9 protein-coding genes are annotated in these 13,361 nt (G+C 62.3%); 5 read left to right on the top strand and 4 right to left on the bottom strand.

Going from position 1 to position 13,361, the window contains the following annotated elements; all coding sequences use genetic code 11:
* Positions 1-38: 38 nt before the first annotated feature.
* Complete coding sequence (locus tag P0D87_RS11510; protein ID WP_053857585.1) at positions 39-2,297, bottom strand: glycoside hydrolase family protein; 2,259 nt, start codon at positions 2,295-2,297, stop codon at positions 39-41.
* A 1,034-nt stretch (positions 2,298-3,331) separates the two neighbouring features.
* On the opposite strand from P0D87_RS11510, the gene P0D87_RS11505 reads away from it, so the two are divergent.
* Together P0D87_RS11505 and P0D87_RS11500 are read left to right on the top strand one after the other, a co-directional pair.
* Positions 3,332-3,988 carry a hypothetical protein gene (locus tag P0D87_RS11505; RefSeq protein WP_053857584.1) on the top strand — a complete coding sequence of 219 codons (657 nt, stop codon included), beginning with the start codon at positions 3,332-3,334 and terminating at the stop codon, positions 3,986-3,988.
* Positions 3,989-4,707: 719 nt separating this feature from the next.
* Positions 4,708-5,193, top strand: coding sequence for a hypothetical protein (locus tag P0D87_RS11500; RefSeq protein ID WP_408636825.1), 486 nt, complete (start codon positions 4,708-4,710; stop codon positions 5,191-5,193).
* A gap of 18 nt (positions 5,194-5,211) precedes the next feature.
* Here the strand turns inward: P0D87_RS11500 and P0D87_RS11495 are convergent, their stop codons facing one another.
* On the bottom strand, positions 5,212-6,285 hold the full coding sequence (locus P0D87_RS11495) for a glycosyltransferase family 4 protein (RefSeq protein WP_053857583.1): 1,074 nt from the start codon (positions 6,283-6,285) through the stop codon (positions 5,212-5,214).
* A complete protein-coding gene (locus tag P0D87_RS11490) occupies positions 6,285-7,538 on the bottom strand; it encodes an oligosaccharide flippase family protein (protein ID WP_053857582.1) in 1,254 nt (417 codons plus the stop codon). The genes P0D87_RS11495 and P0D87_RS11490 overlap by 1 nt, the downstream gene beginning before the upstream one ends.
* A gap of 369 nt (positions 7,539-7,907) precedes the next feature.
* Here P0D87_RS11490 and P0D87_RS11485 point away from each other — a divergent pair, with 369 nt between their 5' ends.
* Entirely contained in the window at positions 7,908-9,110 is a 1,203-nt protein-coding gene (locus tag P0D87_RS11485) for a glycosyltransferase (protein WP_053857581.1), read from the top strand.
* 81 nt (positions 9,111-9,191) lie between these two features.
* Here P0D87_RS11485 and P0D87_RS11480 read toward each other — a convergent pair whose 3' ends face one another.
* Entirely contained in the window at positions 9,192-10,340 is a 1,149-nt protein-coding gene (locus tag P0D87_RS11480) for an acyltransferase family protein (RefSeq protein ID WP_053857580.1), read from the bottom strand.
* 281 nt (positions 10,341-10,621) lie between these two features.
* Here P0D87_RS11480 and P0D87_RS11475 point away from each other — a divergent pair, with 281 nt between their 5' ends.
* Positions 10,622-12,064 carry an O-antigen ligase family protein gene (locus tag P0D87_RS11475; protein WP_006047796.1) on the top strand — a complete coding sequence of 481 codons (1,443 nt, stop codon included), beginning with the start codon at positions 10,622-10,624 and terminating at the stop codon, positions 12,062-12,064.
* Positions 12,061-13,278, top strand: coding sequence for a glycosyltransferase (locus P0D87_RS11470; protein ID WP_053857579.1), 1,218 nt, complete (start codon positions 12,061-12,063; stop codon positions 13,276-13,278). Before P0D87_RS11475 ends, P0D87_RS11470 begins: the two co-directional genes overlap by 4 nt.
* Positions 13,279-13,361 lie beyond the last annotated feature (83 nt).

Raw genomic sequence — 13,361 nt, 5'->3', positions numbered from 1 at the left:
ATCCCGGAGAAGTGTCGGCAGGTTATTTACCCGAACATTTATTGCCCGGTGTAGCCGAGCGGAGCCGTCGAGTTGTTCTTCGCCACGGTCGCGTTGCTGGACACAATGTACTGCGGCACTTCGGTAAGGGTCAGCGTCACTGAACCGTTGCTATACGGAACCGTGCTGACGTTGCCGTATCCATCGATCTTCGTCACGTTGCCCGACGTGCCGGCGTTGTCGACCTGCAGCGTATAGCTCGTCGAATACGTCTGGCTGTACACGCCGCCGCTCGTCGGCCATTGCGCATTGCTGTGCGCCCACGCGGCCGTCACCACCTTGCCGTTGCCCAGTTGCTGGAACGCGTAGGCGAACGTGCCTGACGGCGCGCCCTTCACACGGCCCAGCGTGTCGGTGCCGTCGAGAACGCGCGTCATCGTCGCGAACGCCATTGCTTCGGGTTTCGGCGAGAGGTTCGTCGCGCCGAATGCACCCTGCGCATTGTTCAGATCGAAGAACGAGCCGTATCCGACTTCGCCCGGATAGTCGGGACCGTAAAAGAGCGTGGTCACCTGTGCGCCGCCGCCGAGCACGATGATGTGCGAGCGCACGCCGACTGCCGCATGAGCGAACAACTGGTTTTGCGACGGCACATTCGGGCCATAACTGAGGCCCGGATCGTAGCTCGTGCCCGCTTCCGTGAAGAAGAGCTTCATGTTGGGCTTGCCCGCCTGCATCACCGAACGCAGTTGCGTCATCTGGTTGTCAAGCGCATTGGCCTGGTTCGCGGCATCCGGGTCCGCGTCCTGCAACTCGGGCGGATGTGCCGGATACGTGCCCGCATTCCAGTAGCCGTGCGTCGACACAGCGTCGATGTAATTCCACAGGCCAAGCGCGCCGAACTTCTTCAGATAGCCGGTCGTGCAGGTATCGCAATTGGCGGCGAACGGGTTGCCCGTGCCCATCACGACCGCATTCGGATCGGTCGAGTGAATGCCTTCGTAAGCGGCCTTGTACATCGCGACGAAGTTCGCGTCGCTATCCGCCCAGCCAAGGCTCGGCTCCCACGTCACCTGATAGTAGTTCTTCTGCTGATTCGGATAGTTGGCAGCCCGAATCGAACTCGTGTTGGTCCCGACGCGCGCCATGAAGTCCTTGAACTCGGTCATGTTCGACGGCGCGTAATAGCTGTCGTTGAACTGCCCGGTCTTCGAATCCCATGCGGGCAGGCCGTCGAGACGCACGATACGCATCTGATCGGGATTGGCCTTATAGAAAGGATCGAGATCGTTCACGCTCGGCGTGTACGTGTACGGCCCATTCGGTTCCATCGTCGATACCTGGCGGTCGTCGATCGTCCACGAAATGCCGAGCGCACGCAGCGCCGCGATGTTGCCGTTGAAACCCTGCATGCCGAAGCGATGCTGGTCCTGATGCGCGTAGGCCACCGTGCCGATCGCCGAACTCAGGTCAGGCAGCACGCCGAAGGTTGCAATGCCAGTTGGCCGGGTGCCGCTTTTCGGCAGCGTGCCGCCCGCGGAGCGCAACGTTGCAGTCAGCGCGCCGTAGCCGGCCCACGTCGACTTGCACGACAACGTGTTGGTCTGCACGCCTGAGCTAACCGGGAAGCTGCCCTGCGTCTTGATCGCGCCATTCGAATCCGCGACGGACCAGACGACCGTGTCGGCGCCCGGCGCGTTCGTCGTGATGGCGATCTTGAACGCGGCGTTGTTCGGGAAGACGCGCAGACCATCGCTGGTCGGCGTATCGGCGCTGATGATGCCGTTGGCCGTGCCGCCCGCGGTTTGGGCCGGCGTGCCGCAGGAGATCGCTGCGCTGGTTGCGACGGATTGCGTCGGTGTGGGGCTTGGCGTTGGTGTGGCGGTCGGGGTCGGGGTCGGCGCGGGTGCAGGTGCAGGTGCAGGTGCAGGTGCAGGTGCCGGAGCGGGCGCAGGCGTAGGTGCGGGTGCGGGCGTAGGTGCTGGCGCGGGTGCAGGCGCAGCGGCCGCCCGCATCCAGCAAGCCTTGTCATAGCCATACGCCGGATCAGTTGGCGAAACGGCGCCCATATAGCAACCCACGCCATTGCTGAACGTGCGGGGACTCGTCAGCATCGTCGACGGCGCATTGGGCGGCACCGCACCGAATACGACCGAAGCCGTGCCGAGGAACGAGCACTTGCCGTTCTCCTGCGCGCACAGCTTGTATTGCTGACCCGCGACGGTAACCGTGCTGGCTTGCGCTTGTGCGTTTTGCACACCAAAGGATGCCAGCGCCGTTGTCGCCGCGATCCCAATCAACCTCGAATATCTAACCATTGTCCCTGTCTTGCGAAGAAGAGTTATCCCCGAAAATGGAACGGCATCGAACTGGCCGTGCCGTCTTTGTCTTGTCGGATAAAAAGAAAAAGCGTCCCCCCGGACGCAATGCGGTCCGTCTGAACGTGTCAAACGCGGGACGAGCGAAGACCAGCGCGGCTATGTCTTACGCGCTCATTTAGAAAACAGGACCACCAGAACCGTTTGTCTTTCGTTGTGCTTCCAACCATTAGGATGGCTAACTGACAATGAAAGCCAGTCGTTTTCCCGTCATCGATCAATGCTGTTGGTTGGACACACCGTCTGTCACGCGCGACACACCCGGCGACAGACGTCAAGCGAGCGGTAAGAAAAACGCAGGGATGCTGGCCGGCGTCGTTGTTACCAGTACTGCGCGGCACCACGGAGGCGCCGGATGGAAATCTTGCTGAGATTCACCGCGATCCGCGCGCCACAGGTAGTACTTACGGGTGCGCTGGCGGAAGAATTATAAACGTTTCAAAACTGCAACGAAGTGCGCTCACGGGCCGATAAGTAGCGATCCTGCCCCTGCTCCCGATGCTGAGGCCGGACTTTCGCAAATGCGCGGCTCTGCGAAAAGCCTGCCTCGCGATCGCGGCGAAAAGGTAAAACCTGTAATCGTCGGCGGATAGGCGAATTGGGGACGGCGATAGCGCGCCGCGCACGCCGCTTTCCGCCACTACTTCGCCGGTACATCGGCAATACTTCGGCAATACTTCGCCACTGAGTGCCCGCGCGAACGCCGCGTGCCACGCATCGTTCTACTTGCACTATGCTTTTGTGAAGGGCGTCAAACACATGCGAACCCCACGGCGCATGTCCTGATTGGACTGCACCATGGCGTTTTCGCGCGTTATGCAACGCACTGACCTCGCGCACCACAGTGGTACGCTGAGGAAAGCAGCCTTCGCGGCAGTGAACCGCCGTTTGTGCGGCGAGATCCACGCAACCAGAACGCACCGCGAAGCGCAATTGCCGGCGAACGGCTCAACATCGCTGCGGGAGCGACTGCGATGGGATACAAAACCTATACCCTGATGACCTTGATGGCGGTTAGCAACGTGGCCTTCGCGTGGCAGCCGGTCATCTATCCGATTCGAAGTCAAAGCGCGTATCAACGCAGCGTCGACAGCGCGATGTGTTACGCGACTGCAAACAAGCAAACCAAAGTCAACATGGCGCACGAAGCCCAGACGCCGCCGCCGAAGCCGGCTGGGACCAAAACATCGTCGACGGGCGCGCCATCGCGTCCGCCGTTGCCTCCCAGTACTTTTTCCGCGACGCCACCCGGCACCGCGATTCCCGACGGCATGGAGCCAGCAGCACCGACTGCGGCTTCCGCTGCGAAGCCCGGTACGGCAACGGCCGCCGCCGCAAGCAATGCGGCTTCCGCGACACCGGCGGCTCCGGCGAGCGAAGCGCCCAGCGCGACCGCGACGGCGACCGCGAATGCCGGGCACGCAGCATCCGCGACTGCGCCGGCGTCGGCATCGGCGGCAATCGCGGACAAAGGCGCCTCCGAGCCCGCTACCACGGCAAGCGCGCCGGGCGCCTCGCAACCCGGCATGGCCGCCTTGCCGCCTCTGCCCGCGCCCGAGCCGCCCATGACGCGCTACTGGGCCGCCTACGGCGCGTGCATGCAGGCGCGCGGTTACGTCGTCGCACAGTAAGTGCCCGCGTAAGCATGACTTGCGGCGGCCGCGCGCCGGCTGCCGCAAGCGAATCCGACGCCCGCAACCTCGCCATCAATAACGACATGAATACAGACCAGATCAATACTTCGGGATGCGAACAATGTGGAGCACCGCTCGCCAACCGCATGATGCCTTGCGCGTCATGCCGCGCGCGCAGCACTCCTTCGTACGGCGCGATGGTGCCGACTCTGACCGTGCGGCTCAACGAAACTCGCCCGCTGCCGCCAAGGCGGCTTCCGGCTCGGAGAGTGTGGAGCCCGTCGCGTGCGCTGGCGAATCCGTATGCGACGATCGAAGAAGCGGTCGTGGTCCAGAGCGCTTATCGGCGACTGCGCGAGCCGCTCGTGCTTGCCGCGTCCGCGCTGGTCGTCGCGTCGGCGGTGTATGCGGGCTTCATACACAGTAGCGATGAGGGTGTCGAAGGGGAACCTGTCGCTGTGTCGGGTGCTGTTAAGAGACCGAGTGTCGTGCCGGCTATCGGAGCCGTCGAGCGCCCTACTGCGGTATCTTCAGTGCCTTCGGCTGCCGAAGTCGCTGCGCCGCGTGGAGAGCCGGCGCCCACGCCGTCGGTGGCAGTGGCGGCTGCATCGCCAAGGTCGTTGCCCGTTTCGTCGTCCACGGCATCGCGAGCACCAGCGTCGCCGTCCGCGTCGCCCTCACTCGCCGCGCGTCGCGCCGCGCCCGCGGCTCCAGTCGTGTCAACTGCCGCAACGCCCGCAGCTACGACCATAGCAATCGCCTCCGCACAACCGAAACCCATCCCCAGCGCCCCGCCTCCGCTCACCGCGGAAGAAAAAGCGCGCGCCGATCTGTCGCGGCATCTGCGCGCCGCGCGCGCGAGTCTGCAGAACAACAATCTCTCGGCGACGAAGGTGCGCGTCGCCGCAGCCATGGTGGTGCAGCCTCAAAGCCGTGAAGCGCAGAACCTGCGCGCCGCCATCAACACGCGCGAGCAGCAGCGTGACGCACTGCTGAGTCTCGCGCGCGGCTGCGGCTATATCGCGCGTTGGGACTGCGTGTCGCGCAATGCGGGCAGCGCGTTGGAGATTGATTCAAGCAGCAGGGAAGCGCGGCATCTCGTGACACTGGCGATGCAGGAGTCGGCGCTCGCAAGCGTGCAAGCGGTGGAATCCGAGCCGGGCCCTGCGCCCGATACACGCGACATCAACGCTCATCACTGAACGCGCGACGCACAGCGTCTAACGCGCCGATACCGCCGGGCACACCTGCCGTGCAATCGCGCGGTATCGCTCGGCCGTGTCTCGCAGCGTGAGTCCCACGAGCGATCTTTGCACGCGCTCCTGGCTTAACGCCATGACGATGGCGTCGGCGTAACAACGAATGTCGTCGGTATCGACGAGTTGCACGCCAGGAAAACTATTCGCGAATGCGAACGCCGGTATCCTGCTCGCGACGATCGGCACGCCTGAAGCCAGCGCCTCGAGAAACGCCACGCTATGTCCTTCCGAGCGCGACGGCATCACGAACACGCTCGATTCCGAGAGCACCGTCGCGACGTCGCTGCGCGGACCGGCCACGACGACGCGCTCCCCGATGCCCAGCTCCGTTGCAAGCGCAACGACCGCGCGCTGATAGTCAGGGTCCTCGACCACGCCATAGAGCACGAGTCGTGCGTCCTCGATCCGCGTCAGTACTTCGCTAAAAGCCCGCACGGTAAGCAGTTGATTTTTCACCGACGCATATCGGCCGATCTGCACGATTTGCGGCACGCTGCTCACGCGCTCGCCACCGTCGGTGAATGCGAAGCGCGCAAGGTCGACGCCGTTCGGCACGACCGTCATCGACGGATGCACGCCGATTGCCTGGACATAGTCCATCACGCCTTGCTGCGATACGCCGATCACGACGCGCGCGCGCCCGGACAGCACATGCTCGACGCGCCTGAAGAGCGGCCGCTCGAAGTCATTGGTCGCGGAATGCATCACGTAGACGACCGGCGCGCCGAGCGGCAACGCGCGCGCGTAGAACGACGGAATCGTCGCATGCGCGAAGATGACGTCGGGCCGAAACCGCCGCACCGCGACGAACAGATTCCACAGCTTGCCGAGGGCGTGGTGCCGCTTCGGCGGAAACCAGCACTGTACGCCGTGAGCATGCAATTCATCGGCCAGTGACGTGAAATCGGCATGCGCGGGCAACAACGACGCCATGCACACCGCCATTCCTTCGGAGCACTGATCGAGCGCGAGATCTTTCGCGAGCACTTCGGCGCCCGACAAACGCGGCGCCAGTACGAGGTGGAAGACACGCATCATGCCGTCCTTGGCTTCAAGGTTCTGTAGAGCATCCACGCCGCGGCGCAGCCGAGGCCCAGCGTCATCGACCATGCAATGCCGGTCACGCCCCACCAGCGCACCGCGAGCGGCGCGCTGACGAGCAGCACCACCACCTGAATCGCGGACGCATGCACGGTGGCCTTCGCATCGCCGACTGCGCGCAGATACGACACGAGTACCGCGATCAACGCACCGATTGCCATATTGATGACCAGTATCCTGAAGAGCGGCACTGCCGGCAGCCAGGCTGCGCCGAGAATCAACGAGAACATCGGCTCGGCAATGAGCCGCAGCAGTTCGACAAATGCAGCAAGCCCAACGGCGGCCACAAGCAGATAAATCCTGATGAGCCTGGAAGCCGCCTGCGCATTGCGCCGATGATGCGCGGCAAAAGTCGGAAACAGGTACTGCGACATCGCGATCGCCGCATCGGCGAGCAGCATCTGCGCGAGGCGCGACGACATTTGATAGCCGCCGAGTTGCGTCGGCCCGAGCAGTTTGCCGACCACCACCTTGTCGAACTGATTCAGCAGCAGGTTGATGACGCTGCTTGCCCAGATCCATCGGCTGAAACCGACATACTGGCCGATGCCCGACCACACCGCGCGCACCGGCGGGCGCGGCGTCATGGTGGCCCACGTCAGCACGCTCTTCAACGTTTCTCCGGCAACGAGGCCGATCAGCACCGACGCCGCGCCCGCGCCGAGATAAGCAAGCGTGAGCCCGACGGAACAATCGACAAACGCGGCCGCCACCTCGACTCCCGCTATATGCTGAAAGCGCCGCTCGCGCTGCACCACGTAATAAGCCGGCGATGCAAGCCCGCGCAACAGCGGCAGCAACGCAGCGAGTTGAATCAGCACGAGCGATCCGTCGAGATGAAACTGACTCGATAACAACGGCGCCGACGCAACCAGCAGCAACGAAATCAACACACCGCGCGCCGTCAGCGTCGTCCATACGGCGCTGAGCTGCGGGCGCGTCGGCGCGTGCTCGCCCTGAATCACCGCTTGCGCGAGTCCCGTGTCGGACAACGCCTCGGCAATCGCAACCGCAAGCAGGGCCACGCTGACGCTGCCGATTGCCGCCGGTCCGAGCATGCGACCAATCGCCAGAAATTTGATCGCCACCAGTCCCCGCACCGCGAACTGTTGTAACAACACCCATGTCGCCGCGCTCGCGCCGAAGCTGCTCGCTATCGAGAGCGCGGGAAGCCTGATCGCCCGCAAGCTGGTTCTCCGTCGAATTGCAGCGCTGTAGAGCGGTTAGCAGCGCGTCATGACTCGCTGTGAACACCGCCGCGCCGGATTGGATTGAATTGGTCGCGCCAGCAAGCTGGCAATGGTTCATCTGGAACCGTAAGCATGACCTTACCGCGAGAGATTCGCCGTCAACCGCCATCAACCAGGCCGCTTCAGCCGCGGCCCTTGCGTGGTAGTACGTTTAACCACACAACGCGCGAATCAGGCAGTTTTGCGGTTGCTGGCAGTGCTAACGTTATTCATCTGATTGCATCGCAGAGCCCGCGGCGCGCGTCGTTTCGTCCATGCCGCTTGCACTGATGCAATTCCCCAACCCATGCATGTTGACTCCCGCCTATGCCTACCGACGTGATCGAACCTGACTTTGTCCTGATCGTTGAGCCGAATCTCACCGGTCATCGCTGGCGCTACGCGGAGTGGATCATGCAGGCGTGCGCGGAGGCCGGCTATCCATGCATTCTCGTCACGGAATGCGCGAATGAAGATCATCGGCTCGCGCGGCAGATTACCGCTGCAAATCGCGCCGACCAGCAGATTGCATTCGTCGATCCGGAAGAAAGCCGCACGCACCGTTTGCGGGAACGCAATCAGTACTGGCGCTTTCATCACTACTTCGAACGCGCGTATCGGATTCTCAGCCGCGCGCAATCGATCCGGCTTGTTGTCGTGCCGTATGCCGATTACTTCTTCAATGGCCTGCCCTTTCTCGGCTCGCCATTCGGCAAGACCCCGTGGATCGGCATCACGATGCGCTCGACGTTTCATCATCACAAGGTCGGCATCAAGGCGCCCGATCGTCCGCTCGTCAACGCGATCAAGGCGCAACTGTTCAGGCGCGCGGTTCGCACGCCGGGTCTACGCACGTTGTTGAGCATCGATCCGACCTTGCCCGAATGGGCGGCGCACCACGTATCGAAAGGCAGTGCGAAGGTCGCTTATGTGGCCGACCCGTTCCCCGACGAGCGCGCGGAAGATCCCGCGCTTGCGCGCGAGCGACTCGGCCTCGATCCCGAGCGGCGCTATCTGCTCGTCTATGGCGCAATTACCGAACGCAAGGGCATTTACGAACTGGTCCACGCAATGACGCGCCTCGAACACGCGCCGACGTTGATTGTCGCGGGCGAGCAGGATGCAGGCACACGCCACTTCATGCGCAATCATGTGCGCAGTCTCACGCCCGCGCCGGTCGTGCTCGACTCGTTTATTTCCAACGACATGGAGCGCGATCTGTTTTCCGCATGCGATGCGGTATGGCTCGGCTACAAAGGTCACTACGGCATGAGCGGCGTGCTCGTGCAGGCATACCGCTTTGGCAAGCCGGTGATCGCAACGGAAGACGGTTTGATCGGCTGGTTCAGCAGACGCTGCGAATTGGGCCCGATTCTGAGCGACTTGAGTTCGGCGTCGATCGGGAAAGCCATTACCGAAACGTTGACCTCGTGGCCGCACGAACATTCAGCTTCGGCCCCACGCGACAATCTTCTGTCGCAAAACACGCTCGGCGAATTCAAGCAGACTTTGCTGCAGCAGATGGCGTGATTCAAAAGCTCTCAGCGTGACCTGACGTGACGTGATGCGCCGGCTTAAAAGCCGGCGCACGTCATGAATAAGCCCGCGCTTTCAGGACAACTGCCCGCCGGCCACCGGCACTTCCTCGCGCACCGAGCTGCTGCGCTTTTCCGGGAACAGCGCATTGCGCATCAGCATGAACGGATACTCGATTGCGCGCGTGGTCACATAGCCGATCCCGATCGCAATGACGAACTGCGCGGAAAGCGCCACGATCCAGATGATGCTCGGCGCGAAGCCAAGCGCAGTCGCCTTGCGAATCAGCATCTCGCCCGGCGCAAGCGCGAGCGAGTGCCACAAGTAAATACCGTACGAATAAAGACCGACCCACGCGACGCCGCGATAAATCCACGTTGTCCGCAGCGACCCGGAGTACTCCAGAACGAAAACGATGAGCGCGGCAAAGCCGAGTGCCTGAATCGTGTAGCCGATGCTTTCGTCGAGCGCGATATGTTTCGTGGCCAACGCGAGCCATGCGCACAGCAGCCCGAGGCAGCCGACCAACAGCCACTTGCGCTTCGCGATCTGGTGATAGATGCCGGGCTTCATCCAGTAGATGGCCGAGAGAATCACGCCGATCAGTAAACTGTCGATACGGTACTGCGTGTATGCGAACGCGCCTTGCAAATCCCCATCCGCAACTGCAAAACAACGCGCTATGAGCGTTACCGCACAGATGCCCGACAGTACGCCGATAATCGTCCACGCGCCGAGCCGCAAGCGTGAGAAAAGCAATAAAAGCGCCGGCAGCACGAGATAGAAATGTTCTTCCACCGCGAGACTCCACGTCTGCGTGATCGAGGTGCCGAAATAGTTCTGCAAGTGCGTGAGGTTCTGGAAAAGAAATGTATTCCACGGATGCCGCCCGGCGAGCATGTGAAATATGATCAGCACGTAATACGCGGGCCAGATGCGGAACATGCGTCGCACAATGAAGCGGCGTGCGTCGACGTGGCCTGTTTCGGCGTATTGCCGCAGCAGCAGTCCGCCCACCAGAAAGCCGCTCAAGGTAAAGAAGAGATTGACGCCCTCTCGCCCGAAGCTCTTTAGCGGGTACTCGATAATCTGGAGTAGAACATTACTGGTGTGAACAGTACGAAAGTGAAAGCCCATTACCGCAATAATGGCGATGCCGCGAACGAAGTCGAGTTCGATCGCCCGTCTGGCTTTCGCGGGTCCCGTCCCGCCAAATAGCTTCATGCTGTTTTCCCCTTTTTCCGTTTTATCGGCCGCATTGTCCTGTTTGCATCATGGGTGGCGGGAAGCAGGTATGAGCGCCAAGATCAAGGCATTCAGCGACAACATCGGCCAGCTTGCGTGCGTCTTGCAGGCATAGCCCTTTCCACTGTCGCCAGAATCCAGGCAGCCGGAGACGAACCGCATTGGCGACGCGCACAAGCATAAGGTTGCGCGCACAATGACCCGACGCGAGACCGTCCGCTTAGACGACGGCAAATGACGGCGACGGGGAGGAAACAAGAATGCGCCATCAGTATGCAACGCCATGGATATGGATTTTTCTTTTACCGCTTGCACTGGACTATAAGGCCACCAACGCAAGCACCGGGCACTTCGCCCAGTTCATCTTTGTCATTCCAGCAATGGCGGCAGGGCTCGCCCTTCTGCTGATCGCACCGCGCTTTCACGAGCGCTCTCCGCTACGCTCGGTCGTCACCGCAAGCATGCTGTTGTGCGTGTTCGGCAGCGTCGTCGCGCAACTGATTCAGGACAACGACAGCGGCAATTATTTGCGCGTGCTATTGCCGTTCATCCTGTTTCTGCTCGGCTACCTGGTCGCGTGCCGGCCGTGGAGCGAGCATCGAATCGCTCAATTCGAAAAAGCACTGTTCCTCGGCAATGTGATTAGCCTTGTATTCACGTTTGTCTACGGCATTGCAACGGGCGGCGGTCTCGAGGAGGTGCGCTTTCGCATCATCTCCGTGACGCTGCTCGGACTGCAAGGCGTGCTGCTGCATGAGTTCGTCGTCGCCAAACGCTATTCGCTATACACGGTGGCCGTATTCGCGGGCACGGTGATCGTCGAATTGCTGAGCGTCACGCGCAGCCTGCTGGTCGGCACCGTGCTGTTGTTCCTGATCGCGATGGCGCTCAGCGCACCGTCGGTGCGGCAAATCTGGCGCGCCGTCGGTCGCGGTGTCGTGGTCGCCTCGGTGCTGGCGGGCGTGGCGGGCATTGCGGCACTGGCCGTTCCGAATGTCGCGGAACACTGGACGCAGCGCATATTCTTCTCGGAAGCAACTGTCTCCGGCAAGGACCCGACCACCATCACGCGTCTCGCCGAAATGCGCGATCAGTACGACCAGGTGAGTGCGTCGCCGGAAACGCTTCTATTCGGCGCGGGCTACGGGCACTACTACCGTTATTCGCCGGTCTATTTGCCGGACCTTGCAGGCCAGTTCAGCAAGCAGGACTTTTACGCGATCAACGAATGGGCCGCGGGTCACAACTTCTGGGTCTATCAGTTGTTTGCGGGCGGACTCGTATTCGGCATCGCGATGCCGCTTGCCACGCTCGGCGCGCTCGCGGTGTGTTTCTTCGCCTATCGCTACTGGCGCAAGGTCGTACCCAATGCGCCGATGCTGCCGGTATTCGGACGCGCGATCATGCTGTTTGCCGCATTGCCGGCGACGTCGATCGGCGGCAATCCTCTCGGCCCGCGCTTTTCGGGTCTGGTATTCGGCATTGGACTCGGTCTGATGATCGCCACTTATACGCGTTTGCAGCTCGCGCTGCCCGCACGCGCGAATCGCGTGCGTAGCGCCCGGCGTATGCGGCCCGCCGCGATGCCGGACTTGCCGGGACGCATTCAACCTGGCATGGGCCGCCCGGATCTCGCCGGCACGCTCGGCATGTCGCACACGGCACAACTGCCGGGTTCCAACCGACCGGACATTGCGCGATGAAAATCCTCCACGTGCTTGCAAGCGTCGATCCGCGCGCGGGCGGTCCCGTTGAAGGCGTTCGCCGCAGCGGCATCGCGATGCAGGAAGCCGGCCATGAAATAGAAGTGGCCACTTGCGATGCGCCGGACGACCCGTACCTCGCTGCTTTTCCATTTCCCGTTCATGCGTTCGGCCCGACTTCGAATCGCTATAGCTATAGCGCGTATCTCGCGCCGTGGCTCGCGAATCACGCGAAGCGCTTTGACGCCGTCATCGTGCACGGCTTGTGGCAATACCACGGTTTCGCGACATGGAAGGCGCTGCACGACAGCGACGTGCCGTATTACGTGTACGCGCACGGGATGCTCGATCCGTGGTTCAAGGAAGCGTATCCGCTCAAGCATCTAAAGAAATGGCTTTACTGGCCGTGGGCGGAGTACCGCGTGCTGCGCGACGCGCGCGCGGTGATCTTCACGACCGAAGAAGAGCGCACGCGCGCACGGCAATCCTTCTGGCTCTATCGTGCGCGCGAGCGCATCGTGCCGTTCGGCACCACGGTGCCCGAGGTGGACGTAGCGTCGGCGCGCGAAGCGTTTTTACAGGCCGTGCCGGGCGCACGCGGCAAACGCATCGTGCTCTTTCTCGGCAGAGTACACGCGAAGAAAGGCTGTGATCTTCTGATCGATGCATTCGCGCGCGTGGCGCAACGCGACGACGCGCTGCATCTCGTGGTTGCCGGGCCCGACGAAACCGGCTGGGCCGCGAGCCTGCGGGCTCAGGCGCAAGCCGCCGGAATCGCGCATCGCCTGAGTCTGCCCGGCATGCTGCAAGGCGATCTCAAGTGGGGCGCTTTTTACGCGAGCGACGTGTTCGCCTTGCCGTCGCATCAGGAGAACTTCGGTGTTGCAGTGGCCGAGGCACTCGGTTGCGGACTGCCCGCGCTGATCTCCGACAAGGTCAACGTGTGGCGCGAAATCGAAGAAGACGGCGCGGGACTGATAGCAACCGACACAGTCGACGGAACCGAGAAGAGCCTGATTCGCTGGCTCGAGCTCGACGACGCCGCACGCGAAGCGATGCGTGTGCAAGCCGCGCGCACTTTCCATGCACGGTTTCGCATCGACACCATGGTGAGCGCGTTGACGAGTTTGCTGGAAACGAGAGGCGGCCGCGACAGCGAAGCGAACCGCAACAAGCTCGCCGGATTGCGCGAGGCGAGCCAGCCAAGCCGCTGAATCGCACGAAAAAAACGGCGCTCGTTCGAGCGCCGTTTGCGTTTGCGGCGGCAGCGCGTTGGCCGCGCCGCCCTCGTCTCTTA

The sequence above is a fragment of the Paraburkholderia sp. RL17-368-BIF-A genome, assembly GCF_046054045.1.
GTDB lineage: Bacteria > Pseudomonadota > Gammaproteobacteria > Burkholderiales > Burkholderiaceae > Paraburkholderia > Paraburkholderia graminis.
Note: the sequence above shows the minus strand (reverse complement) of the source record. Positions and strands in the feature narration are given on the sequence as shown.